General features: G+C 68.4%; 19 protein-coding genes. 7 read left to right on the forward strand and 12 right to left on the reverse strand.

Annotated elements, in window-relative coordinates; genetic code table 11:
- Positions 1-158 precede the first annotated feature (158 nt).
- From QM721_RS08290 to QM721_RS08300, 3 genes are read left to right on the forward strand one after another with little or no spacing between them, the layout of a single operon-like run.
- Positions 159-734 carry a PadR family transcriptional regulator gene (locus QM721_RS08290; protein WP_415120832.1) on the forward strand — a complete coding sequence of 192 codons (576 nt, stop codon included), beginning with the start codon at positions 159-161 and terminating at the stop codon, positions 732-734.
- Positions 731-1,438 (forward strand): ABC transporter ATP-binding protein, encoded by a 708-nt coding sequence (locus tag QM721_RS08295; RefSeq protein WP_415120834.1) that lies wholly within the window; start codon positions 731-733, stop codon positions 1,436-1,438. The genes QM721_RS08290 and QM721_RS08295 overlap by 4 nt, the downstream gene beginning before the upstream one ends.
- Positions 1,435-4,170 (forward strand): FtsX-like permease family protein, encoded by a 2,736-nt coding sequence (locus QM721_RS08300; RefSeq protein WP_415120836.1) that lies wholly within the window; start codon positions 1,435-1,437, stop codon positions 4,168-4,170. Before QM721_RS08295 ends, QM721_RS08300 begins: the two co-directional genes overlap by 4 nt.
- A gap of 83 nt (positions 4,171-4,253) precedes the next feature.
- Here QM721_RS08300 and QM721_RS08305 read toward each other — a convergent pair whose 3' ends face one another.
- From QM721_RS08305 to QM721_RS08325, 5 genes are all read right to left on the reverse strand, one after another.
- Entirely contained in the window at positions 4,254-5,594 is a 1,341-nt protein-coding gene (locus QM721_RS08305; protein ID WP_415120838.1) for a formimidoylglutamate deiminase, read from the reverse strand.
- Positions 5,595-5,685: 91 nt separating this feature from the next.
- Positions 5,686-6,942 carry an allantoate amidohydrolase gene (locus QM721_RS08310; RefSeq protein WP_415120840.1) on the reverse strand — a complete coding sequence of 419 codons (1,257 nt, stop codon included), beginning with the start codon at positions 6,940-6,942 and terminating at the stop codon, positions 5,686-5,688.
- Between the two features lie 361 nt (positions 6,943-7,303).
- Positions 7,304-10,147 carry a vitamin B12-dependent ribonucleotide reductase gene (locus tag QM721_RS08315; RefSeq protein WP_415120842.1) on the reverse strand — a complete coding sequence of 948 codons (2,844 nt, stop codon included), beginning with the start codon at positions 10,145-10,147 and terminating at the stop codon, positions 7,304-7,306.
- A 34-nt stretch (positions 10,148-10,181) separates the two neighbouring features.
- Complete coding sequence (gene nrdR, locus QM721_RS08320; RefSeq protein ID WP_415120844.1) at positions 10,182-10,640, reverse strand: transcriptional regulator NrdR; 459 nt, start codon at positions 10,638-10,640, stop codon at positions 10,182-10,184.
- Between the two features lie 274 nt (positions 10,641-10,914).
- Positions 10,915-11,133, reverse strand: a complete 219-nt coding sequence (locus QM721_RS08325; RefSeq protein WP_415120846.1) for a hypothetical protein — start codon at positions 11,131-11,133, stop codon at positions 10,915-10,917.
- Between the two features lie 804 nt (positions 11,134-11,937).
- On the opposite strand from QM721_RS08325, the gene lexA reads away from it, so the two are divergent.
- The 3 genes from lexA to QM721_RS08340 all read left to right on the forward strand — a co-directional run bounded on the left by lexA (position 11,938) and on the right by QM721_RS08340 (position 14,397).
- Positions 11,938-12,708, forward strand: a complete 771-nt coding sequence (lexA, locus tag QM721_RS08330) for a transcriptional repressor LexA (RefSeq protein ID WP_415120848.1) — start codon at positions 11,938-11,940, stop codon at positions 12,706-12,708.
- A 291-nt stretch (positions 12,709-12,999) separates the two neighbouring features.
- The gene (locus tag QM721_RS08335; protein WP_415120850.1) at positions 13,000-13,911 is read left to right on the forward strand and encodes a YdcF family protein; all 912 of its coding nucleotides are present in this window, start codon (positions 13,000-13,002) and stop codon (positions 13,909-13,911) included.
- Positions 13,912-14,397, forward strand: coding sequence for an Ig-like domain-containing protein (locus tag QM721_RS08340; RefSeq protein WP_415120852.1), 486 nt, complete (start codon positions 13,912-13,914; stop codon positions 14,395-14,397).
- A gap of 319 nt (positions 14,398-14,716) precedes the next feature.
- Here the strand turns inward: QM721_RS08340 and QM721_RS08345 are convergent, their stop codons facing one another.
- The 4 genes from QM721_RS08345 to miaA form a co-directional block, all read right to left on the reverse strand.
- Positions 14,717-16,639: an ATP-dependent DNA helicase gene (locus QM721_RS08345; protein WP_415121063.1), complete on the reverse strand. Its 1,923-nt coding sequence runs from the start codon at positions 16,637-16,639 to the stop codon at positions 14,717-14,719.
- Positions 16,640-17,078: 439 nt separating this feature from the next.
- The gene (gene hflX / locus QM721_RS08350; RefSeq protein WP_415120854.1) at positions 17,079-18,491 is read right to left on the reverse strand and encodes a GTPase HflX; all 1,413 of its coding nucleotides are present in this window, start codon (positions 18,489-18,491) and stop codon (positions 17,079-17,081) included.
- Positions 18,488-19,297, reverse strand: coding sequence for a diaminopimelate epimerase (gene dapF / locus QM721_RS08355; protein ID WP_415120856.1), 810 nt, complete (start codon positions 19,295-19,297; stop codon positions 18,488-18,490). The genes hflX and dapF overlap by 4 nt, the downstream gene beginning before the upstream one ends.
- A 396-nt stretch (positions 19,298-19,693) precedes the next feature.
- A complete protein-coding gene (gene miaA / locus QM721_RS08360; RefSeq protein ID WP_415121065.1) occupies positions 19,694-20,623 on the reverse strand; it encodes a tRNA (adenosine(37)-N6)-dimethylallyltransferase MiaA in 930 nt (309 codons plus the stop codon).
- A gap of 89 nt (positions 20,624-20,712) precedes the next feature.
- On the opposite strand from miaA, the gene QM721_RS08365 reads away from it, so the two are divergent.
- Complete coding sequence (locus tag QM721_RS08365) at positions 20,713-20,904, forward strand: antitoxin (RefSeq protein ID WP_415120858.1); 192 nt, start codon at positions 20,713-20,715, stop codon at positions 20,902-20,904.
- A 440-nt stretch (positions 20,905-21,344) separates the two neighbouring features.
- On the opposite strand, the gene QM721_RS08370 is transcribed toward QM721_RS08365, so the two are convergent.
- The 3 genes from QM721_RS08370 to rny all read right to left on the reverse strand — a co-directional run bounded on the left by QM721_RS08370 (position 21,345) and on the right by rny (position 25,441).
- Positions 21,345-21,941: a hypothetical protein gene (locus tag QM721_RS08370; protein ID WP_415120860.1), complete on the reverse strand. Its 597-nt coding sequence runs from the start codon at positions 21,939-21,941 to the stop codon at positions 21,345-21,347.
- A 97-nt stretch (positions 21,942-22,038) separates the two neighbouring features.
- On the reverse strand, positions 22,039-23,499 hold the full coding sequence (gene miaB, locus QM721_RS08375) for a tRNA (N6-isopentenyl adenosine(37)-C2)-methylthiotransferase MiaB (RefSeq protein ID WP_415120862.1): 1,461 nt from the start codon (positions 23,497-23,499) through the stop codon (positions 22,039-22,041).
- Between the two features lie 313 nt (positions 23,500-23,812).
- Positions 23,813-25,441 (reverse strand): ribonuclease Y, encoded by a 1,629-nt coding sequence (gene rny, locus QM721_RS08380; RefSeq protein WP_415120865.1) that lies wholly within the window; start codon positions 25,439-25,441, stop codon positions 23,813-23,815.
- Between the last annotated feature and the right edge of the window lie 177 nt (positions 25,442-25,618).

Here is a 25,618-nt window from a genome sequence, read left to right on the forward strand (position 1 = left end):
CCGAGGGTCGGTGTGCACCCTGCCAGCAACCCTGACGCTGGCGCCGTCCTCTCGCGCTGGCTTCACGACACGCGCTGACGCCTGGATTGACACATTCCCCTACATACTCGGTATATGGTCATCGACCAGGAGATATACCGAGTATGTAGGAGTCGCTGATGTCTGTACGACTGGGGCTGCTGGCCTTGCTGGCGGAAGGCCCGCGCTATGGCGCTGAACTCAAGGCGGGTTTCGAGCAGCGCACCGGCGGCACCTGGCCGGTAAATGTCGGGCAGGTGTACACCACCCTGGACCGGCTGGAGCGCGACGGCCTGGTCACCGCCGGCGAGAGCGACGCCGAGGGCCGCATCCGATACTCGCTGACCACGGCGGGCCAGAACGCGGTGACCCAGTGGTGGCGGACGCCGGTCGACCGGCAGGCAACCCCGCGCGACGAACTGGTGATCAAGCTCGCCATCGCCATCACCTCGCCCGGCGTGGACTCCGCCGCCGTCGCGCAGGCGCAGCGGTCGGCCACCATGCACCGGTTGCAGCAGGCGACCCGGTTGAAACAGTCCATCGATCCGGCAGCCGACCTGGCCTGGTTGATGGTGGTCGAGCACCAGTTGTTCGCCGCCGAGGCCGAGATCCGCTGGCTCGACCAGGTGGAGGCGAGCGTCGCCCGGTTCGGTGCAGTCATGCCCGTCACCACGGTGGACGCCGCTGACGACGAGACCGTCGAGGCTCGGCGATGACCGCGCCCGCCCTGCGACTCACCGACATCGTCCGCACCCACGGCAGCGGCGAGACCCTGGTGCACGCCCTGCAGGGGGTGTCCATGGAGGTGTGGCCCGGCGAACTGGTTGCAGTGATGGGGCCGTCCGGGAGCGGCAAATCGACCCTGCTAAACCTGGCCGGGGCGCTGGACCAGCCGACCAGCGGCCAGGTCAGCATCGACGGCGTCGCCCTCATCGGGCTGAGGCCCGAACAGTTGGCGCAACTGCGGCGCCGTCGGGTCGGGGTGGTCTTCCAGAGCTACAACCTGATTCCCGCCCTCACCGCCGCCGAGAACATCGCCCTCCCCCTCGAACTGGACGGCCAACCCGCCCTGGCGGCCCGGCAGGAGGCCCGTGCCGTCCTCAAAGACCTCGGCCTGGGCGGGCTGGCCGACCGGTTTCCCGACCAGCTCTCCGGCGGTCAGCAGCAGCGGGTCGCGATCGCCCGCGCCCTGGTCGGCGAGCGTCGGCTGGTGCTGGCCGACGAGCCCACTGGCGCGCTCGACTCGGTGACCGGCGAAGAGGTGCTGGCGGTGCTGCGGGCCCGCTGCGATGGCGGCGCGGCCGGGCTGCTGGTCACCCACGAGCCGCGGCATGCGGCCTGGGCCGACCGGGTGATCTACCTACGCGACGGCGTCGTGGTGGACGGCACTGCGGTCCGCGCCGAGCGGGTGCCGGCGTGAGTACCGCCGTCGCAGCCCGGACGGCGTCCAGCGTCCCGCTCGGACCGGCCCAACCCCGAGCCCGCTCCTGGTGGACCGGATGGCGGCTGGCGCTGCGGATGGCCCGCCGCGACGTCCGGCGCGATCGGGGGCGGAGCTGGTTCGTCTGGCTGATGATCGCCGTCCCGGTGGCATTGCTGGCGACCGCGCAGGTGCTGGTCGCCTCGTTCGACCTCTCGCCGATCGAGCGGGCCAGGCTGGCGACCGGCGGGAATCAAGCCGTCATCAACTGGTGGGGGCATCCGTTCGAGCCCTCGTTGAACAGCTACGGAGACGTGGTTCCCGAGGACGAACCCGCGTCGGCCGAGGCACCAGCACTGCCCGGATGGGGAACGTCGCTGGCCTCCCGCCAGGCCGCGGTCGCGCGATTCCTCAACCGGCCGGTCAGCGCGATCACCTCGAGCAGTCCCACCTTCGGCGTCGCCGAAGTCGGGCTGGTCATGGTCGGCGCCGATCCGCGCAGCCCTGCGATGGCCGACGTGATCCGTCTGACCGAAGGACGGCTGCCGGCCTCGCCCAGCGAGGTCCTGGTTACCGCGCACGGCGTCCGGTCCGGCGTCCCGACCAGCGGAGACATTCGGCTCACCCTCGGCGATACCGCGGCCGGCTACACAGTCGTCGGACGCGCCGACCTGCAACTGCTCGGCAGCTACGACCTGCTCGGTTACCCCCAACAGGCGAGCGAGGAACTGGGATTCCTGGTGCCCGGCGACCGGCCCGTGACCTGGGAGGACGCGACCCGGCTGGCCGACCACGGCTTCACCACCACCAGCGTGGAGATCGTGGCGCACCCGCCGCTGGCGCTGCCGTCGTCCGGACTCGGTTTCGGAGTCGGCGACGTCGCTCTGGTCGTCGGCCTGGTGGAGGTCGCGCTGCTGGTCGGACCGGCGTTCGCAATCGGCGCCGCGCGCCAACGGCGCAGCCTGGCGCTGGCCGCCCTCAACGGTGCCGATCCGCGGCAGCTGCGCCGGGTCGCGCTCGGGCAGGCTCTGCTGCTCGGTTCGACGGCCACCATCACCGGCACCCTGGTCGGCACGGGGGCGGGCATCGCACTGTGGCCGGTGTGGGCGTCGGATCCAGCCGAAACGCACGGTCCGCTGGACGTGCCCGTGGTGGCTTTGGCGCTGTTGCTCGCACTGGGGACGCTGACCGCGCTCGGCTCGGCGCTGGTGACCGCCCGCGGCCTGGGCCGGCTGTCGCTGGTCTCAGCCCTGAGCGGCACCACTCGTTCGACTCCGCCCGGACGCGGCGCGCCGGTGGTCGGCGTCCTGCTGCTCGCCGCCGGCGTGGCCGCCACCTGGTGGTCGATCACGCTGCCCCGCGACGGGAATTCGATGATTCCCTGGGTCGCTCTCACCGCGGGGCTGGCCGCGCTGGCCGGCCTCTTGCTCAGCACACCGGCGCTGCTGCGAATACTGGCCCGGCTGGGTGCTGGCGCCCCGGTCGCGGTGCGAATGGCGCTGCGCGACCTGGCCCGGCACCGCGGCCGCGCCACCGCGATCGTCGCGTCGGTGGCCGGTGGCGTCCTTATCCTCACCACCGTATGGACGGCGATGGGCAGCGTGCACGCCGATCAGACGCGGCGTTACATCCCGGTCACCCGCACCGGCCAAGCCGTCATCTACGGCGGGGAGAGCGAAGCGGGCCGGGCCGGGATCGCGGCCATCGTCCGTTCCGTCGACCCGCGGCTGGGCATCACACCGGTGGCGGGCGCCGCCATGCCCAAGCCCGGTGACGACGAGGGGGAAACGCTCAGCATCGCCGGGTTGCGGAAGGGTTGCACGGCCGCCGACCTGTTCGACAGTCAGGGTCGGGCGGCACCGCGCTGCCGCTCGGTGTTCGCGTACCCCGGCTCCGGCATCCTGGTCGGCAGCACCGCCGATCTGGTGCGGCTGTTCGGGTTGGACGCCGCGCAGGCCGACGCATTGACGCACGGCAGGCTGCTGGTGAACACCGAGCCGGTGCCGGGATTCGAGGGCACCTCGGTCAACGAGTTGGACCGGGGACGGCTGCACGTCGCCTATGTCGACTACGTGGTCGGAGCCAAGCAGCGAACCGAATGGCTCCCAGCCCTCGCGATCAGCACCAAGGTGATCAGCCGCGGGGCACCCCCGGCGCGCTACTCGGTGCTGGTGAGCACCTCCACCGCCGCCGCCCTCGGCTGGTCAGTGGAGTCCTGGCAGCTACTGGTGGACGACCCGGACGGCCCGATCACCCCCGAGACGGAGGCTGCGTTGCGCGAGGCGCTGGCCGCTCCGGGCATCCATGTTGAGGTCGAGGGCGGCTTCGTGCCGGAGCCGCAGCCGGTGATGTGGCTGATCGCCGGCACCCTCGCCCTGCTGGCAGTGATCGGCGCGGCGATGTCGACGATCCTGGCCGCGGCCGATCTACGCCCGTTCCTGGCCACCTTCACCGCGGTCGGCGCGCCGCCCACCCTGACCCGCCGGCTGGCGATGGCACAGGCCGCCGTGCTGGGACTGCTGGCGTCCGGTCTCGGGTCGTTGCTCGGCATGGCGCTCGGGGCGCCACTGGCGGTGATCTCCACCAGTTGGGACGGCGCGGAGCCTGTGGTGGTGCTGCCCTGGCTGGCCACTGGGCTGTTCACGATCGCCGTCCCGTTGATCGCCGGGGCTGTGGCAGCGCTGGCGACCTCCAAGCAGGCGTCGGCCACCGCACGCTTCGCTGACTACTAGGCAACCCGCTCCTCGAGCCACCACCGTTGGTCGAGCTTGTCGAGACCCCGCATCTGGTTTCGACAAGCTCAACCGGCGAAGGGCTACAGCGCGCCGATAGCCTCAGCGAGCAGCCGTCCGGGATCGCCCAGCCGGTGCTGGCGGTCGCGGACGACGGGGCGTCCGTCAATGATCACGTCGGTGACGTCGGCGGCGGCGGCGCACATCACGATCTGGGCCGGTTCGGCGCCGGCCGTCCGGACGCTGGCCAGGTCGATTGCGGCCAGGTCGGCGCGGGCGCCGGGCTCGATCCGGCCGGCGTCGGCCCAGCCGAGGGCGTGGTGGCCGGCCTCAGTTGCGAAGCGGAGCAGGTCGTCGGGGGCAAAGGTGCCGCGACGTCCGGAGGCGAGGCGTTCGTGCTGTTCCAGGCGGCGGGCCTCGCCGAGCAGGTCGATCTCGACGTGCTGGTCGCTGCCCAGACAGAGTGGGCTGCCGGCGCGTTGCAGCGCGGGGAACGGGCCGATGCCGTCGGCCAGGTCGGATTCGGTGATCGGGCAGGCGCAGATCGCCGTCCTCGACGAACCCAGCAGGTCGATGTCCCGCTCGCTCAGGTGAATCGCGTGGACGGCGGTGGTGTGCGGTCCGAGGGCGTCGGCGGAGGCGAGCAGTTCGGTCGGCGTGTGGCCGTAGTGGCCGATGGTGGCCTCGTTCTCGGCCGGCTGCTCGGAGAGGTGGACGTGCAGCGGCAGCGCGTTTCGCCCTGCCGCGGCAGCGACCACCGGCAACTGATCGCGGGGAATGGCACGGACCGAATGGATCGCGGCACCCAGCCGGGCATGGCCATCCAGCGGCGTCGCTCCGCCGGGAGCCATCCGTTCCACGCGGGTCTGCCAGGCCGTCGCCGTTCCGTCACCGAAGCGAATCTGCGGCCCGTCCAGCGCGAGATGACCCTCAGAGTTCAGCCCGCCGGCCAGGTAGCAGGTGTCGAGCAGGGTGACCCTGATGCCTGCTGCGGCGGCCGCCTCGACCAGGGCCAGACCCATGGCGTTCGGTTCGGCGTAGGGCTGGCCGTCGGGCTGGTGGTGAAGGTAGTGGAACTCCCCCACGCAGCTGATGCCGGCGGCGGCCATCTCGGCGTAGACGGCGGTGGCGAGCTGCCGGTAGCTGTCGGGGGTAAGCCGTCCGGCGATGGCGTACATGCGTTCCCGCCAGGTCCAGAAGGTGCCGCCGTCGCCGTGGGTGCGGCGGCGCAGCGCACGGTGGAAGGCGTGCGAGTGGGCATTGGCCAGGCCGGGCAGCACCAGGCCGCGAAGCACGATCGCGTCGGGTGGCGCGATCCGGACATTCGGGACGACCTCGGCGAAGCGACCGTCACGCTCCTCGACGAGAACCGCGTTGACCACGCCGTCCCGAAGCCACGCATGCTCGAGCCAGTAGCGCGTCATGCTGACTCCCCGGGCCTTGCCTGGCGACCGACGCGACCGGCCACGAGGGAGGGCCGGATGAGTCGGACGGGAAGTTCAGTGGGCATCCTGATCATGCAGGCTCTCCTGCCAGGTCTTCGACCACCCGTGCCAGTGCGTCCACGCCGGCGTGGCAGTCGTCGGTCTCGGCGTGCTCGTCGGGCGAGTGCGAGATGCCGGTGGGATTCCGGACGAAGAGCATTCCGGTCCGGACGCCGGCGGTGGCGAGGATGCCGGCGTCGTGGCCGGCACCGGTGGCCAGCACGGGCGCCCCGTCGAGCAGTTCGGAGAGTCGGCGAACCAGCGGGGCGTCGAAGTCCGTGGCGTCGGTCCAAGACTCTTCGATGGCGGTCCGGCCGACCGTGCTGGCGAGATGGCTGACCGTGTTCCGGACGGCGCGCGCGTCGGCACCGCGGGCGTCCAGCCAGGTCTGCACCAGCGACGGGATCGCGTTGACCCCGTTGGGCAGCACCCGGAGCTTTCCGACCGTGGCGACGCAGCCGTGGCTCTGCGCGGAGGCCCGAGCCTGCTGGATCACCTCGGCGGCGATCAGCATCGGGTCGTCGCGGTCCTCCAGCCGGGTGGTGCCGGCATGATCGGCCCGTCCCTCGAGGTCGAAGCGCCAGCGGCCGTGCGGCCAGATCGACGAGCCGACCGCAACCGCTCCCTCGGCGGGATGGCCGGGGTCGCCGAGCGCACGACCCTGTTCGACGTGTAGTTCGAGGAAGGTGCCGATCCGGCGCAGGGTCTCCTCGTCACGGCCGACTACTGCAGGGTCGTGCCCACCGGCACGCATCGCGTCCGCCATGGTGGTGCCGTCGGCGTCGGTCAGGGCCAGGCCACGCTCGGACGTCATCGCCCCGGTGAGCAGCCGCGAGCCGGCGCAGGCGATCCCGAACCGGGCGCCCTCCTCGTCTCCGAAGCACGCGATGCCCAGCGGACGGTCAGGCTGGAAGCCCGCGGCGTCGAGTTGATCGAAGGCGGCGAACGACGACACCACGCCCAACGGACCGTCGAAGGCCCCGCCATCGGGAACCGAATCGAGGTGGGAGCCGAGCACCAGTCCGGGCGTACCCGCGGCTGCCGCGGCGTCCGGATCTCCCCGCCACGCCCACAGATTGCCCACCCGGTCGGTGACCACGTCGAGCCCCCGCCGGGCGGCCTCGGCGACGAACCACTCCCGCAGCGTGCCGTCCTCACTCGTCCAGGCGAACCGCCGGTAACCGCCGGTCGCGGCATGCCGTCCGACCGGCGCCAACTCGGCCCACATCCTGTCGAACGATACGTGCCCCGGATCGACGGGGCGGGGTGCGGTCGGCAACGCGGTCACAGCTCCTCCAGAGAGACGAAAATCCTCATCCCATGTCACACCGCTGACCCGGAACCCGCGAGACCACATCGGCGCTCGTCTTGAATCCGAGACGCGCTGAACCGGGCGTTGTCGGCTTTGCCCGCACTCGCGGGTTGAACTTGCCGAGGCTCGCCGCTCGGGCTAGCCGACAACTGGCGGACGGAGCTTGCCGAAGCTCGCCGCTCGGGCTAGCCGACACTCGCGGGTGGAACTTGCCGAAACCCCCTTGCCAACAACGAGTTGGGTCTCGACAAGCTCGACCAACCTGGGCCGCACTCGCTCAGCCCTGAAACAGCGGGGCGGGGTGAGGGAACCATCCCTCACCCCGCCCCGCCAGACTTCAGCTGCAGCCGCTGGTGCTGCCGCAGCCCTCGCAGATGTAGCAGCTGCCGCTGCGCCGCATCTTGGTGCCGCAGGTGAGGCATAGCGGCGCGTCGATCGCCATGCCGGAGATCTTCTCCAGCACCTCGGCAGTCGAATGCGGCCGGGCCTCGACCAGTGCCGGCTGGATCGGCCCCTCTTCGTGCACCCGGACGTCGTCGCCGGCGTCGTTCTTCAGCGCCTCGGACTCGATCAGGTTCGCCTCGTCCTCCTCGGAGATGTACGAGCCGGTCTCGACGTAGCGGGCCCGCTCGGCCGAGGTGTAGATGCCCAGCTCGGCGCGCTCGTCGAAGGACAGGTAGTCGAGCGCCAGCCGCCGGAAGATGTAGTCGATGATCGACTGTGCCATCCGGATGTCGGCGTCGTCGGTCATGCCGGCCGGCTCGAACTTCATGTTGGTGAACTTCTGCACGTAGCTCTCCAACGGGACGCCGTACTGCAGCGCGATCGAGATCGCGATCGAGAAGGCGTCCATCACGCCGGCCAGGGTCGAGCCCTGCTTGCCGAGCTTCAGGAAGACCTCGCCGAGGCGTCCGTCGTCGTAGGCACCGGCGGTCATGTAGCCCTCGGCGCCGCCCACTGCGAACGAGGTCGTCCGGCTGGCCCGCGACTTGGGCAGGCGCTGCCGGCGGGGCCGGTACTCGACCCGCACCTCAGGCTTCGGCGCGGCCTCTACTGCGGCCGGCTCTTCCTTCTTCTTGGCGTCGGACAGCGGCTGGCCGACCTTGCAGTTGTCGCGGTAGACGGCGAGCGCCTTCAGACCGAGCTTCCAGCCCTGCAGGTAGACCTCGGCGATCTCTTCGACGGTGGCCGTCTCGGGCAGGTTGACCGTCTTGGAGATGGCGCCGGACAGGAACGGCTGGGCCGCCGCCATCATCCGGACGTGGCCCATCGGCTTGATCGCCCGCTCACCCATCGCGGTGTCGAAGACCTCGTAGTGCTCAGTCTTCAGGCCCGGCGCATTCACCACGTGGCCGTGCTCGGCGATGTACTCGACGATCGCCTCGCTGGTCTCTTCGGTGTAGCCGAGCCCCTTCAGTGCCCGCGGAATGGTCTGGTTGACGATCTGCATCGAGCCGCCGCCGACCAACTTCTTGAACTTGACCAGCGAGAAGTCGGGCTCGATGCCGGTGGTGTCGCAGTCCATCATGAAGCCGATGGTCCCGGTGGGCGCCAGCACCGAAGCCTGCGCGTTACGGAAGCCGTTGCCGGCACCCAGCGCGACCACCGAAGCCCACTCACGGGTAGCGGCCTCATGCACGGAGCTGTCGAGCTCGGTGAGGGTGCGCACCTCGTCGTTGGCCGCCTGGTGCTTGCGCATCACCTTCTGGTGGGCGCTGGCGTTGCGGGCATAACCGTTGTAGGGCCCGACGATGCCGGCCAGTTCGGCCGAGCGACGGTAGCTGGTGGCGGTCATCAGCGAGGTGATGCCGGCGGCCAGGGCACGTCCGCCCGCGGAGTCGTAGCCGCGCCCGACCGCCATCAGCAGGGCGCCCAGGTTGGCGTACCCGATGCCCAACTGGCGGTAGTCGCGGGTGGTCTGCCCGATCGACTCGGTCGGAAAGTCAGCGAAGCAAATGCTGATGTCCATGGCGGTGATTACCAGTTCGACCGCCTTGACGAAATTGGGCACGTCGAAGCTGTCGTCGTCGCGCAGGAACTTCAGCAGGTTGAGGCTGGCCAGGTTGCAGGAGCTGTTGTCGAGGCTCATGTACTCCGAGCACGGGTTGGACGCCGTGATGCGTCCGGTCTCGGGATTGGTGTGCCAGGCGTTGATGGTGTCGTCGTACTGAATGCCGGGATCGGCGCACTCCCAGGCGGCCTTGGCCATCTTGTCGAACAGCGACCGGGCGTCGACCGTCTCGATCACCTCGCCGGTCTTGCGGGCGCGCAGCCCGAACTCGCCGCCCGCCTCGACTGCCCCCATGAACTCGTCGGTCACCCGAACCGAGTTGTTGGCGTTCTGGTACTGCACGCTGACGATGTCACGGCCGCCCAGGTCCATGTCGAAACCGGCGTCGCGCAGGGCGCGGATCTTGTCTTCTTCGCGGGCCTTGGTCTCGATGAACTCCTCGATGTCGGGGTGGTCGACGTCGAGCACCACCATCTTGGCCGCGCGCCGGGTGGCGCCGCCGGACTTGATCGTTCCGGCCGAGGCGTCGGCACCCCGCATGAAGCTGACCGGGCCTGAGGCGGTGCCGCCTGAGGACAACAGTTCTTTGCTGGAGCGAATGCGCGACAGGTTAAGCCCGGCTCCCGAACCGCCCTTGAAGATGAAGCCCTCTTCTTTGTACCAATTCAGGATCGAGTCCATCGAGTCGTCGACACTCAGAATGAAGCAGGCACTGACCTGCTGCGGGCTCTTGGTGCCGACGTTGAACCACACCGGCGAGTTGAAGCTGAAGTACTGGTGCAGCAGCATCCAGGCGAGTTCGTGTTCGAAGATCTCGGCGTCGGCCTCGGTGGCGAAATAGCCGTTCGCCTCGCCGGCACGGCGGTAGGTGGTGACTACCCGATCGATCAACTGACGCAGGCTGGTCTCGCGAGCGGGAGTGTTCACCGCGCCGCGGAAGTATTTGGTGGTGACGATCGTGGACGCGTTGACGCTCCAGAAGTCGGGAAACTCGGCACCGCGCTGCTCGAAGACCGTCTCACCGGTCTTCCAGTTTGTCTGCACGACATCGCGGTTCTCCCACGTGACCTGGTCGTAGGGGTGGACTCCCTCGGTGGTGAACACGCGCCCGACTGTCAGGCCGGAGGGCTTGCTGGAGCGCCGACCCGAGGCCCGTGCAGTTTCGGTCATTATGGTGCCTTTCCTTCAGGTGGTGTGGCCGCGCTCAGCGCGCGGGGAGCAGTTGTTTGCGGAGGTTTTCGATCTCGGCCTCGAAGTCGTCGACCGATGAGTAGTGCTTGTACACCGACGCGAAGCGCAGGTACGCCACCGCGTCGAGCGTGCTGAGCGGGCCCAGAATCGCGAGCCCGACCTCGTCGGCGGGAATCGCGGCTTGGCCGCTGGCGCGCAGGCACTCCTCGACCTGCTGGCCGAGCCGGGCCAGGTCGGCCTCCGAAACCGGTCGGCCCTTGCACGCCTTGCGCACCCCACTGACCACCTTCTCGCGCGAGAAGGGCTCGGCGACGCCGGAGCGTTTCACCACCACGAGTTGCATCTGCTCCAACGTGGTGAAGCGCCGTTCACACGAGGGACACTGGCGACGCCGGCGGATCGCAGCACCGTCGTCGGCGACCCGGGAGTCGAGCACCCGCGAGTCGGTGTGACGGCAGTACGGGCAGTACATGCGGCGAACCCCTCTGCATCGATGGTGGCGCCCCTGTGGAACACCATGTGCACTGGCTGTGGACATCACTGTGGAAAGAACCACAATCTGTGGATGAACCACAAGGCTGTAACTACTACATCTAGAGAATATGCCTCCAGTGAGCACGATGCAACAGCGCTCAGCGACGATGCGCCGAGCGATTGATCGACGACACTCCGGCAGAGAGCGGGCCCGCGAGGCCGGTGCACAAGACAGCAACCACGCCACCGCCGGCGGCTCGCCAGGAACTCACTCAGCCCCGGGCGACGCCTATTGCTGAGCCCTGCCCGGCATCGACCGGGCTGTTCGAGACCGACAGGAACGCGCCGACGGCCGTGATCGTTGCGGCGGCCACCGTCGTCAGGAACAGGGCCATCACCACGACCAGGCCACGCCGGGTCAGTTGCAGACCACGGCCAGCCACCGGGGCCGCGCTGCGCACCACCCGCACCAGCGGCGCGGCAGTGCCCATGGCCGGCCGACCTCCCGGCGCCCCCGGATGCAGGGGGCGAGCGACCGGTCCCCGCGTCTGCGGAACATGCCGCCAGCGTGGACGAGTGGTCGCCGGAGCAGTCATCGCCTCATCACCACGAATCGCCTCAACCAGCATCGCGCTCATCTCGCACTCCCTTTCTCGAACATATGTTCGATCCCCATTCTTACCCTGCAATCGCACGGCGCGCAAGCTCTATTCGTACAGACGTACCCAGCGTGTCGCGACCTGGTTCCAGTTGACCAGGGGGGTCTGACAGTTTCTGAAAGCTGGCACGACACACACCCGTAGGCATCCAGCCGCGGCTCGTTGCCTCCCCGCCTGCGCTCGCGGGCGTTGCGCCGGGGCCGTCGATTCAGCGGTCGCCGAACCCCCGTGCGCACTCCCCGGTGGAGCACCCAACCAACGCTGGCCCACCAGGCGCCGCCGGAACCGAGCGGCTGGGTCGAGGCCGAGGAGAAGTACCGTGCGAAACCAGCGCCCACCGGCCAGAACCAGCGGCGCCTGGAAGTGAGGTCACCGACAACACCGCCCCCGGAGAATCGCCATCAACGCGACCATCGCTGGCCGGGCTGGTCGAAAGCTCGTAGCCGAGAGTCAGTTCCCAGGTCTGGCCGCGCTCGACGAGCCAGATTCGACGCTCCCTCGCACACACTCCTCGCGACACGCTCGAACGCATGTTTGAATCTTGTTGTTCGATTCTCTACTGTTCCTTTCATGGCTGGCAGAAATCCTTTCGACAAGACGCCCCGGCGCGGGCGTCCGCCCAAGCAGCCCCCAAAGATGAGCGTGGGCCGCCCGAGCAATGCCGAGGTCGCCCAACAACTGGAGATGGCCAAGATCGCCCAGTTGCCGGACGGTCCGGCCGACACCGAGGGGCTGACCCCGCGGCAGCGTCGCATTCTCGAGTTGATTCACCTGGCGGTGAGCACGCGTGGCTACCCGCCGACGATTCGCGAGATCGGTGAGGCGGCCGGCCTGGCGTCGCCGTCCAGCGTGTCGCACCAATTGCGCGCGCTCGAGGCCAAGGGGTATCTGCGGCGTGACCCGCACCGTCCACGCGCCATGGAGGTGCGTCTGCCCGGGTCGGTGGCCAAGGCCACCGAATCCGCCGCCGAGCCGTCGCAGCAGCCCGATCAGGAGTTCGTCGACATCACCGGCATCAACGACGCGCTGCCCGAGGCGGTCAACGTGCCCGTGGTCGGACGCATCGCCGCCGGCGGCCCGATCTTGGCCGAGGAGCGGGTGGAGGACGTGTTTCCGCTGCCCAAGCAGCTAGTCGGTGAGGGCACTCTGTTCTTGCTCGAGGTCAAGGGCGACTCAATGATCGAGGCGGCCATCTGCGACGGTGACTTCGTGGTGGTACGGCAGCAGCCCACCGCCAACAACGGCGACATCGTGGCGGCATTGCTCGAAGACGAGGCCACAGTGAAGACGTTCAAGCGCACCGACGGACAGGTCTGGCTGTTGCCCCACAACTCGGCCTACCAGCCGATCGACGGCAATCAGGCGTCCATTCTGGGCAAGGTCGTCGCCGTGCTGCGCCGGGTGTAGTCGCCACACGCGCCGCCGCGTTCAGATCTGGTCACCTCGGGAGCTTGCCGCACACGTGGCCGCCCAACACTGCGTCGGCGCCCGGAGCCTATCGGTCTGGTGATACTGCTCGGGAGAACAGATGCCCTCTCGAGCAACACTCGACCTTTCACCACCGAACTCTCAACCAAACTGTGACAAGCACAAATCGTGTTGCAGACTGCCTGTACCCCCCAGTGCGGCCGAAATCCGCCGGTCTGCCGGACCGCGTGCACGAAAGCGCCGTCGATCAGATGAGTCTCAGGAGTTCGCATGACAAGCGTGCACCCGCGGGCGGTCGTGGTGCTGCTGGCACTGGCCACCATGATGTTCGGCACGTCCGCACTCGTGGTACCCGCGCCCACCCGCGCCGCGGACGGCGTGTCGATGAGCCAGTTGAAGGCCCAAGCCATCTACTACCTGGCCAAGGATCAGACGGCCCTGCGCAAGCTGATGGTCGGCACTATCACAGCGCGATCCGCCCGCGACGGACGGCTGTGGTCAGGCCTTCTGAATACCTGGGCCACGATCAACAAGTCCATGACGATGAACACTTCGGTTCCGGCCGGCCTGCCCAAGACCGGTCACGTCTTCGTCGTACTGGGTTCGGCGCTGACCAGCCGCGGCACGGTGGGCACCAAATTCAAGCGCCGGCTGGCCCTGGCTGTGAAGGCATCCAAAACCTACCCCACGGCCACCGTGTTGATCAGCGGCGGAGCCGCCCGCAACGGTGTTACCGAGGCGAAGGCCGGCTATCGCTGGCTGCGCGCCAAGGGAATCGCCGCCAAGCGACTGATCACCGAGACCCGGTCGTTCAGCAGCCTCGGTAATGCCACGCACACCATGGCACTGCTGGCCCGCGCCCCCGCCTACACCAGCTACAGCCTGATCTCGGACTCCTCCCATTTGCGCATCGCCTCGGTGCTGTTCGAGGCGGCCACGGTGCTGGTGCAGGAGAAGTCCGGACGATCGTGGTCGATCAAGCGCCACGCCAACCTGGCTTACCCCAACCTCAAGGGCGCCGGACGGGGTCCGTTGCGCAGCAGTTCGGTCGCCGCCGCCGCCACCGGTGTCGCATCGATCTTTTCTGTAACCTCGGCCTATCGCGCACTGCTCGCCAAGGCCCCGAGCCTGCCGAAACTGACCGGACTACGGGTGACGGCACCGAACACGCGCACCTACTAGGTGGGCGAACGGCTGAGCACTACCGGCTTGGTGGTGCGGGCGGACTACACCAAGGGCCGCTACACCACCGTGGTCACCGGCCGCGCTGCACTCAGTGGCTTTTCTACTCGCACCATCGGCACACGCACCGTCACCGTGCGGTTCAGCGACGGTAGCGCCAGCCGGACCAGCCGGTTCGGCTACCGGGTCGTGAAGGCGGCCACGACCACGCGGCTCACCCTCTCGACCACCACGGTCAAGCGGGCCCGCACCAAGGTGGCGGTGACGGCAACCCTGAGCCGTGCTGTGACTGCACGGAAGCCTTCCGGCCGGGTGCGGTTCTACCGCGACGGCGTGGCCGTCGGCACGGTTGTGCTGAAGAACGGCACCGCCCGGCTGCGCTACCCCGTGTTCCGCACCGCCGGACGGCATACCATCACGGTGCGCTATTTCGGCACCTCATCGCTGGCCGCCTCGCGCGCCACAACCATCATCACCGTGCGCTAGGGAACGGCTGATCTCTCGCTGGTCGAGCTTGTCGAGACCTCATACGGAGAGCTCTGACTAGGGGTTTCGACAGGCTCAACCAACGAAACCAGCCATTCACGAGCAGAACACTGACCTCTCGCCGGTCGAGCTCGTCGAGACCTCATACGAAGAGCTCTGACTAGAGGTTTCGACACGCTCAACCAACGAAACCAGCCATTCACGAGCAGAACACTGACCTCCCGCTGGTCGAGCTCGTCGAGACCCCCGACCCACCGCTGCGGCCATGGATTTCGACACCCTCAACCAACGGTGGGCGCATTGATCAGCACGTCCCCAGTCACGAGACCTCCCCTTCGCCCAGCCGGCGTAGGGCGCCGATCGCCGCCTCGCGATCGGTGGTGGGCCAGAAGTCGGGCATGGAGGCCCGCAGAAAGCTGCCGTAGCGGGCGGTCACCAGGCGCGGGTCAAGCACCGCAACGACGCCCCGATCGGTGACTCGACGGATCAGCCGGCCCGACCCCTGTGCCAGCAGCAGCGCCGCGTGGGTAGCCGCCACCGCCATGAAGCCGTTTCCGCCCCGTTCGGCCACCGACCGCTGCCGGGCCTGCAGCAGCGGCTCGTCGGGCCGCGGGAAAGGGATCTTGTCGATGATCACCAGCCGGCAGGTATCGCCCGGCACGTCGACGCCCTGCCACAGCGACAGGGTGCCGAACAGGCTGGTGGCGGGCTCGGCCACGAATCTCCTGGTCAGTTCGCCCAACTGGGCGTCGCCTTGGCACAGGATGGTGAGATCGGGCAGTTCTCGGCGGCAGTGCACGGCGGCGGCCTCGGCGGCCCGCTGCGAGGCGAACAGCCCCAGGGTTCGTCCACCGGCGGCCCACAGCAGTTCCGCGACCTCGGCGAGGGTGTCGGGGCCAATGCCGTCACGACCCGGCGGCGGCAGCGACCGAGCCACGTAGAGAATGCCCTGGCGCCGGTAGTCGAAGGGTGAGCCCACGTCGATGCCGCGCCACCGTGCCGGCTCGGGATCGGCGTCGCCGTCGCGCTGGGACGGTTCATTGAGACCGACAGAGGCCGCGACGGCGTCGAAGCTGCCCCCCACGGTGAGGGTGGCAGAGGTGAGCACCACCGGACGCTTGGCGAAGATGCCGTCCCGCATCAGCGGGGCCACCGACAGTGGCGACTGGTTCACCTGGCGTCCGAACCGTTCGCGTTCCGACACCCAGACCACGTCGTGCGGGGCCATCGCCGCGAGTTGGCCGGCGATGTCGAAGATCTCCTTGGCCGCGGCGGCCGCCTGCTTGCGGTCGTTGTCGGACTCGTCACCGGCCAGCGCCGACACCACCCGGCGGACGATGTCGCGCACCAGTCGCAGCACCACGCCCAGGGCGCTGTCGGGGTCTTCGACCCGGTCGAGCGGAGCGTCGTCGAGGGCCGTCTTGAGCGCGTCGGCCGAGTCGAGGAACTCCAGCCCCAACTCGTCCTCCAGCCAGGGCAGGCAGCGCTTGGCGACCCGCTCGACCGTTTGGGGGCTGAGCTCGTGGGAGGCTGCACCGGTGACCCGGCTAACCAGCTCGTGGGCCTCGTCGATGATCACCGCGTCATGCTCGGGCAGCGCGGTGCCGCCATGCATGGCGTCGATGGCCAGCAGGGCGTGATTGGTGACCACCAGTTGGGCCGCCCGGGCGCGGTCACGGGAACGCTCCACGAAACACTCGCCGCCGTACGGGCATCGTTGTGCACCGAGGCATTCGCGCACCGGGATCGACACCTGGGTCCACGACTGGTTGCCGTGGCTCGGAGCGTCGTCGCGGTCGGCGAGGCCCTTGCTGCGGGCCTGGCCCTCGATCCACTCGCGCAGGGCTACCACCTCGGCACCCACCTTCGAGGCAGCGTCTGCTGCTCCGACGGTGAGCGCCTCGGCCAGCTCGGCCCCACCGATCAGTGACTCCTGCTCGAGACCCAGCCCGTCGCGCACGCGGTACAGGCACGCGTAGTTCGTGCGGCCCTTGAGCACGGCGTGGCTGACCGAGGTGCCGGTCACCTGTTCACAGGCAGCCAGGGCGGTGGGAATGTCTTTGCGGGCCAGTTGCGATTGCAGCGCCAACGTGGCCGTGGCCACCACGACGCGGTCGCCGGGTGCCTGCACGAGGTGGGCCAGTGCTGGCGCCAGGTAGCCCAGCGACTTGCCGGTGCCGGTGCCGGCCTGCACGAGCAGGTGATCACCCCCGGCCAACGACTCGGCCACCGCAGCGGCCATCTGATGCTGACCCGGGCGCTGCGCCCCGTCAATGCCCTGGACGGCCGCGGCAAGAATCGCTTCGGTCAGGTCGATCTCGGGCACCGCTTCAACCTACCGCCCAACCCCGACAGCATCGGGCCAGCCCCGCCGCCCCACGGCCTCGGACGTTGCCCGTCGCCGACGAGCCGGGCTGGGGTCGCCGATCCGGCATTGGGCCGGCGCCGACCGGGGCTGTCACATTCATGCATAGAGGTTCCGCCGGTAGCGCTGATCAATGCGCCTACCGCTGGTTGAGCTACGTCGAAACCCCTAGCGAGAGCACTCCGTTCGAGGTCTCGACACGCTCGACCAACGAAAAATCAGCGCTTCCTCAACGTGGGGAAGAGCTGATGTCCTTCGCGGCTATGGGCGGACGCCGTACCACCGGGAAGCGGCGGGCGAAGCCCTGTCGCGGTGGTCAGCGTCGATACGGCTCGAGTTCACCGGCCAGTCCCTGGTTCACCCGGGCGGTCAGTGCGGTGCCCTCGCCGGTGTGCTCAAGGCTGACGATCTCGCCACTGGTGTGAACCTTGTTCACCAGGTCGCCGCGTTCATAGGGCAACAGCACTCGCACCTCGACGGCCGGACGGGGCAGGCGTTGTTCGATGCGCTGCTTCAACTCGTCGATGCCGGCGCCGGTACGGGCCGACACGAACAGGGCGTCGGGGTACTGCGAGCGCAGCACCATGAGCGCGTGCGGCTGGGCCAAGTCGATCTTGTTGATCACCAGTTGTTCGGCGATGTGGGCCGCGCCGATCTCGGCGAGCACTGTGTGCACCGCCTTGATCTGGCCCTGCGGGTCGGCGTCGGAGCCGTCCACGATGTGCAGCAGCAGGTCGGCCAGCACCGACTCTTCCAGGGTCGAGCGGAACGCCTCGACCAGGTCGTGCGGCAGGTGCCGCACAAAACCCACCGTGTCGGTGAGCGTGTAGACCCGGCCGTCGGCGCTCTCGGAGCGCCGGGTGGTGGGGTCGAGGGTGGCGAACAGGGCGTTCTCGACCAGCACGCCGGCCCCGGTGAGCCGGTTCAGCAGAGACGACTTGCCGGCGTTGGTATAGCCCACGATGGCCACCGACGGCACCTCGTTGCGTTGCCGCTCCTGACGCTTGGTGGCACGCACCGCGTCCATCTCACGAAGGCGTTTGCGCAGCACCGAGATCCGGGTGCGAATGCGCCGACGGTCGGTCTCGATCTTGGTTTCACCGGGGCCGCGCCCACCGATCCCGGCGCCGCCGGCCGCCCGTCCACCGGCCTGGCGCGACAGGTTGCCGCCCCAGCCGCGCAAACGTTGCCGCAGGTACTGCAACTGGGCAAGTTCTACCTGCGCCTTGCCCTCGGCACTCTTGGCGTGTTGGGCGAAGATGTCGAGAATCAGCGCGGTGCGGTCGATCACCTTGACCCCGACCCGGTCCTCCAGGTTGCGCAGTTGCGCGGGCTCGAGTTCGCCGTCGCAGATCACCGTGTCGGCGCCGGTGGCGATCACCACCTCGCGCAGTTCGTCGACCTTGCCGCGGCCGATGAAGGTGGCCGGGTCGGGATGGCTGCGGCGTTGCACAAGGGCCTCCAGCACCTGTGACCCCGCTGTCTCGGCGAGCAGCCTCAGTTCGGCCACCGCGTTGTCGACGTCGGCCTGGGTGCCAGAGGTCCAGACGCTGACCAGAACCACCCGTTCGAGCTGCAGTTCGCGGTACTCAACCTCGGTGATGTCGGCCAACTGGGTCGACATGCCGGCGACCCGGCGCAGCGAGAGCCGCTCGGCCAGCTCGAGTTGATCGCCGTCGTAGTTCTGGGCCTCAGGGTCTTCGGTGTCGTCGTAGGGCAGGTCGGTCACAGCTTCACCTTGCCACGCGCCACGATCACGGCGGGCCCGGTGAGGTATGCCTGATGGGGGGTCAGGTCGACCCACAACGAGCCGCCGGGCGGATCGACGCGCCAGCGGCCCTCGCACTCCCCCACCGACGCCGCCGCGGCGAGCGCCGTCGCCACTGTGCCGGTTCCGCACGAGAAGGTCTCGCCCACACCCCGTTCCCAAACCCGCATGCGCACGTGGTGTGGCCCGACGGGCTCGATGAACTCGACGTTCGCCCGGTTGGGGTAGACCTCGTGCGGGTAGCCGGGTTCGTGATCCAGGTCGATGCCGTCGAGCTCACCGGGTGCCAGCACGACCGCCGCATGCGGGTTGCCCACGTCGACGACAGCAGCCGCGAAGGCCCGCCCGCCGGCGGTCACCCGCACCTGCGCCTCGGCGATCGTCGGCCGACCCATGCTGATCCTGATCTCGCCGTCGGGCAGAAACTCCCCATGCAGCAGTCCGGCCCTGGTCGCGATGTCGACCGGCTGGCCGTCGATCAGGTGCTCCTCGAGCAGATGCCGCAAGAACACCCGCAGCCCGTTGCCGCACATTTCGGCGATCGAGGCGTCGGCGTTGCGGTAGTCCATGAACCAGGTGTCTCCGTACCGCTCATACCCGGGCACATGCCGGGCTCGGACGGCCCGCAGCGTGCCGTCGCCGCCGATGCCGGCCCGGCGGTCGCAGAGGTAGCGCAACTGGTCATCGGTGAGCTGCAGCCGACCTTCGGGGTCGCTGAAGCACACGAAGTCGTTGAGCGTTCCGTGGCCCTTGGCGAAGGCGAGCATCTGGAGAATTCCACCGCAGCCGGCGGCGCGGGTCAAACCGGTGCCGATGAATGGCTCGCCGCAGGTCAGCGGATCTGCTCCCCCAACCCGCATATCGCAGCCGCAAGAACCTTCTTGATCGGCGCTCGCCTGGCGCTGCACGACGGCGGTTCGCCACGGCAAGGCGGTCTCGGGCGAGAAGGCCAACGACGGCCGTGGCAGGTCACCGCGGGCGACCGGGACAGTCGGCCGGGCTGCCCCAGCTCGATGGTGCTGGCGCCGCCGCACTCGTCGAACTCAGAGCCCGGCAGCACGCCACCCCGGTCACCCCGTCGAATAGTGCTCCAGATCGGGTGCTGAGGGTGGCACTCGACTCAGCACACCATGGTGGGCTGCCCACCGAACAACAGCCGACTGTCACAGCGCGGCGACGATGCGCTCCGCCAGCCCGTCCTGCAGCGCGGGCAGCCACTCGACGCGCGGGTCACGCCGAAACCAGCCCAGTTGTTTGCGGGCGAACCGGCGGGTGCCGGAGATCGTCTGCTCCTTGGCCTGTTGTTCAGTCAGCGTTCCGTCGAGATGCGCCAGCAACTGCCGGTAGCCCAGTGCGCGCGACGCGGTGCGACCCTCCCGCAGCCCCCGGGCCGTCAACGTGCGCACCTCGGACAGCAGCCCGTCGGCCCACATGCGATCGACCCGGGCGTCGATGCGTTCGTCGAGCAGCTCCCGTGGCAGTTCCAGGCCCCACTGCCGTACCTCGTCGACGGCGTAGCTCCACTCGGGCAGGCTGGCCCGCCAGGTGCCGGTCAATTCCAGCACCTCGAGGGCTCGGACGATCCGCCGTCCGTTGCCCGGCAGAATCTCGGCCGCCGCCTCAGGAGCCAGCCGGATCAGCCGGCTATGCAGTTCTGTCGGCCCCACCTCGCTCAGCTCGGTCTCAAGCCGCGCCCGCACCACCGGGTCGGTGCCGGGAAAGTCGAACCGGTCGAGGATGGCATGCACGTACAGCGCCGACCCGCCCACCAGAATCGGAGTCACCCCGCGGTTGCGGCAGTCGGCGATGGCATCGCGGGCGAGTCGCTGAAAGTCGGCCACGCTCGCGGTGTCGGTGATCTCGAGCACGTCGATCAGATGGTGGGTGATGCCACCCCGCTCGGCGAGCGTTGGCTTGGCGGTGCCGATGTCCATGCCCCGGTAGACCAGCATCGAATCGGCATTGACGATCTCGGCGGGCCGTCCGGAGGCCTGCAGCAACTGGGCCACGCGCACCGCCAGGGCGGTCTTTCCGCTGGCCGTGGGGCCGTTGAGCACCAGCACCGGAGTCGCCACCCAGTCATTGTGCCCCAGTGCGTCCAACCCCTTGGCTCTGAGCCCCCGAGAGAGTAAGAATGGTCCCTAGCCGGGCACGCACCGGACGTCCGAGAGAAAGGGGCCGAATGGACATCGTCGACACGATCAAGGGCGCGATTTCCGGCCACGAAGATCAGATCGAGAGCGCCATCGAGCAAGGTGGTGACCTCATCGACTCGAAGACGGACGGAAAGTACGCGAGCCAAGTCGATCAGGCACAGGACTTTCTGAAGGAGCAGCTCCGCGCCCAGTCGGGCCAGGACGATCCGCAGAGCTGATCGATCGATCGTCGAACGACACAGCTATCTAACCGATGGGGCCGGACTCGTGGAGTGCGGCCCCATCCGCACGTCCGGAGGGGCTGCACCGCACGGCCGTCACCGTCCACTCGAAGCCACTGCCCTCGCCGCACCCAACAACGCCGATTTTCGTTGGTCAAGCCTGTCGAGACCTCGAATGTGCGGCTCTGGCAGGGGGTTTCGACAGGCTCGAGCAGTGCTGAGCAGCGCAACCCTCGCTCGTCGAGCTGGTCGAAACTCCTAGTGAGGGCACACCAACCGAGGTCTCGACAGGCTCGACCAACGAAGAGTCAGTGCTTCCCTGGCTGGTGGAACAGCGGTATACAACGGTTGTCATTCCACAAAGTTGTCGCATTCATGACGGGAACTGGCCCACCCAGCCTTGCACCGTGCGGGGTGCCCGCGCGGCGAGTACCGGATCAGTTCCGTTCGCCAGCACTCGGTGCAGGGCCCTGGGGCCAACCACGCTCAGGCACGATGGGGCTGGATCCGTCCATCGGCTGGGTGACTCCGAGGGCATCAGCTGGCAACTGCATTGATGCCGCGCCCTGCTGGCCCGGGTAGGACGGCTGGCCCGGGTAGGGCGACTGCCCCGGGTACGGCGACTGCCCCGGGTAGGACGGCTGCCCCGGGTCGTGGGGTTGTCCGCTCATGCCTGACAGTGGGCCGGCGACTGGGTACTGCGGCCCATGGGAGGGGCGTCCCTTGCCTGGGTATCCACTCCCGGCGAACGCACCGGCGGCCCGACCGATCGCCAGCAGCAACAGCACCACGGCCGCCAAGTGCACGACTCCGCCCACCAGTGCGACGACCTGATAGCTCAACGCCAAGGGCCTCAACTGCGCAGCGACCATCGAGCTCACCACAGACCAAAGCTGGCCGAGGGCCAGCAACCCAACGCCGCCCCACATCAACCTGCCCGCCGGGGGCGGCACCCGCCCCTGAACCGTCGCGGCGACACCCACGATCACCGCAATCACCACTACGACGTACAGCCAGCCCGCCATAACCACCATGTTCGGCCCTTCTCGATCGGGCACCGACCCTAGCAACCGACGGGGGCGCCATGGGTGCGTCGCGGTCGTTCAGGTACTGCCAGGCGCGCCGACCCGGTCAGACAGCCGGGGTTGCCAGGCGTGTGGGCAGGCCCAGCCCCACCATCCGTTTTTGGGGGGTGTTGCGGGCGTCCCAGGCATCGCCGCCACGGGTGCGGCGCAGATTCGCCAGCCCCCCGTCTGCCACGAGATGGTGCGGCGCGGCATAGCTGATCGTGGCGGTGCCCAGATCGCCCGGGCGGGGCCGCTCGGCGCCGTCCGGAACAGTCACGTGCACCAGCCGGTTATCGCGGGCCCGTCCTGACACTCGCGCTGTGGCGGCGTCCTTGCGGCCCTCGCCGGCGGCGAACATCACCTCGACCTCATGGCCGATCAGCTTCTGGTTTTCTTGCCAGGCCAGGTCGCCGACCAGGTCGACCAGCCGCTCGTAGCGCTGCTGCACAACCTGCTTGGGCACCTGGTCGGGCATCGTCGCCGCTGGCGTGCCGGGGCGAATCGAGTACTGAAAAGTGAAGGCCGCCGCGAACCGAGACTCCTCGGCCACGCGCAGGGTCTCTTCGAAGTCGGCCTCGGTTTCGCCGGGAAAGCCCACGATGATGTCGGTGGTGATGGCGGCGTGCGGCATGGCGGCCCGCACGCGCTCGATAATGCCCAGATAGCGCTCCGAGCGATACGACCGACGCATGGCTCGCAACACTTTGTCAGAGCCAGATTGCAGGGGCATGTGCAGGCTGGGCATCACGTTGGGAGTCTCGGCCATAGCCTCGATCACGTCGTCGGTGAACGCAGCGGGGTGCGGCGAGGTGAACCGGACGCGTTCCAGCCCGTCAATGGTGCCGCAGGCCCGCAGCAGCTTGCCGAACGCCAGCCGGTCGCCGAACTCGACACCGTAGGAGTTCACGTTCTGACCAAGCAGGGTGATCTCTTGCACCCCGTCGTCGACCAGGGCACGAATCTCGGCCAGGATGTCGCCGGGCCGACGGTCGGTCTCTTTGCCGCGCAACTGCGGCACGATGCAGAAAGTGCAGGTGTTGTTGCAGCCCACGCTGATCGACACCCAGGCCGAGTATGGCGACTCGCGGCGTGCCGGCAGGGTGGACGGGAACGCCTCGAGCGCTTCGACGATCTCGACCTGTGCCTCTTGCTCGACCCGGGCCCGTTCGAGCAGGATCGGCAGCTTGCCGATGTTGTGGGTGCCGAACACCACGTCGACCCACGGCGCTCGGTTGGTGATCGTGTCGCGATCCTTTTGCGCCATGCAGCCGCCGACCGCGATCTGCATACCGGGGTGCGCGGCCTTCACCGGCGCCAGGTGGCCCAGGTTGCCGTACAGCCGGTTGTCGGCGTTCTCGCGCACCGCGCAGGTGTTGAACACCACCAGGTCGGCGGGCTCACCGTCGGCTTGCGGTGCGTAACCGGCGTTCTCGAGCAACCCGGCGATCCGTTCGGAGTCGTGGTTGTTCATCTGGCACCCGTAGGTGATCACCTGATAGGTGCGGGGCTGCGTGTCGCTGGTCATCTCGACGGGCAAGCTTACCGGCTCGGCCCGGGTAAGCCGCGACACGGCCGGCTCGCCCCGGAGCGCCCTGCAGCCAGACATCGCTGGTCGAGCGTGTCGAGACCTCAGAAATCACGCCGCGGCAACGGGTTTCGACACGCTCAACCAGCGATGAGCGCATTGATCAACACACCCCCACAGCCACGCCCATCAATCCCTGATCAAGCAGGCCGAAACCTCAGAAGTCATGCCGCGGCAACGGGTTTCGACACGCTCAACCAGCGATGAGCGGATTGGTCAGCACTACCGACGAGCCCGGCAGCGGTTCGCAGCCTCAGTGCGCGGTCTCGGTGACCCGTGATTCGCGCACCACGGTGACCTTGATCGTGCCCGGGTAGGTGAGTTCGTCCTCGACCTGCTTGGCAATCTCTTTGGCTATCACGTGGGTCTCGGCGTCGTCCACCGTTTCGGGCTGCACCATGACCCTGATCTCACGTCCGGCCTGCATGGCGAACACCTTGTCGACGCCCTTGTGCGCCCGGGCGATCTCTTCGAGCCGCTGCAGCCTTTTCACGTACACCTCAAGGCTTTCGCGACGCGCCCCCGGGCGTCCGCCGCTGATCGCGTCGGCCGCCTGGGTGAGCACCGCGATCACCGTCTTGGGCTCAACCTCGTTGTGGTGGGCCTCGATGGCGTTGACGATGTCGGGATGCTCGCCGAACCGGCGCGCCAGGTCGGCACCAACCTTCGCATGCGACCCCTCCACCTCGTGGGTGAGGGCCTTGCCGATGTCGTGCAAGAAGGCGGCGCGCCGGGCCATCGCCGGGTCGAGTTGCAGTTCGGACGCCATCAGCCCGGCCAGGTGCGCGCACTCGACCAGGTGTTTGAGCACATTCTGGCCGTAGCTGGTGCGGTACTGCAGGGCACCGATGGTGGGCAGCAGGCCGGGGTCGAGGTCGGTGAGCCCCACCTCGGTGACCGCGTCTTCGGCGGCACGCAGGCAGATCTCGTCGATGCGGCGCTTGCTGCGCTCATACACCTCTTCGATGCGTGCGGGATGGATTCGTCCGTCGGCGACCAACTCGGTGAGGGTGAGCCGGGCGACCTCGCGCCGCACCGGGTCGAACGACGAAAGCAGCACGCTCTCGGGGGTGTCGTCGATCATCACGTTGACGCCCGTGGTCTGCTCGAAGGCCCTGATGTTGCGGCCCTCGCGACCGATGATGCGGCCCTTCATCTCGTCGCTGGGCAGCGGTACGGTGGTGACCACCGATTCGGTCGTCTGCTCGGTAGCGAGCCGCTGGATTGCCCCGACGATGATCTGTCGAGCCTTCTGCTCGCCGTCGCGCCGTGCCTCGGACTCGATCTCGCGACTCAGTTGCACGGCGTGCAGCCGAGCCTCGTGCTCCACCTGGGCCAGCAAGTCGGCCTTCGCCTCTTCAGAGGTCATGCCGGCGATCCGCGCAAGCTGGTCGCGCTGGTTCGCCTCTGCCTCGTCGAGTGCTGAGCGGCGGGCTTCAAGATCGGCCAGGGTGACCTCCAGGTCGCCGAACCGCTCGTCGAGCTTGCGCTGCAACCCGGCGTGCTGATCTTCGCGCCCAGCGACTCGGCGTTCCCGGCGCTCGACCTCTCCCAAAAGCTTGTCGACCCGCTCCCGCTCAAGCCGGACGGCACCGTCGGCCTCGCTGCGTACGCGCTCGGCGTCGGCCCGAATGCGTTCGGCCTCGGCACGGGCCGTGGCGATGATCTCGTCACCCTCGGCCTTGCGCGCGATCGGATCGACCCGAGCCACCAACGACTGCAGCCGCGAGCGTTCCTGCTTCTCTTGCTCGACCACACGCCTGGCGGCCTGCTTTTGCGCCTGCTGCTGGTTGCGCAGGATCGACACCACGACGATGGTCAGGCCGATCAGCACGACAGCGAGCACCGCGACGATCACAAGCAGTTGTTGCGTGGGATCCATCGGATACCTCCTGTCGTCACGAACACAGGGGTACGCCTAACGTGCCTATCAAACATGACAATCAGGCGATGCCCGAACCGCGGTACGTTCATCGCCGTCCCGCTCCGCCGCGGGGGTGGACGGAACATCCATTACCAGTGGGGCTCTTACCCCGTTGAGAGAGTCGATCGCATGGGT

It is taken from the genome of Micropruina sp., from assembly GCF_047602085.1.
Lineage (GTDB): Bacteria > Actinomycetota > Actinomycetes > Propionibacteriales > Propionibacteriaceae > Micropruina.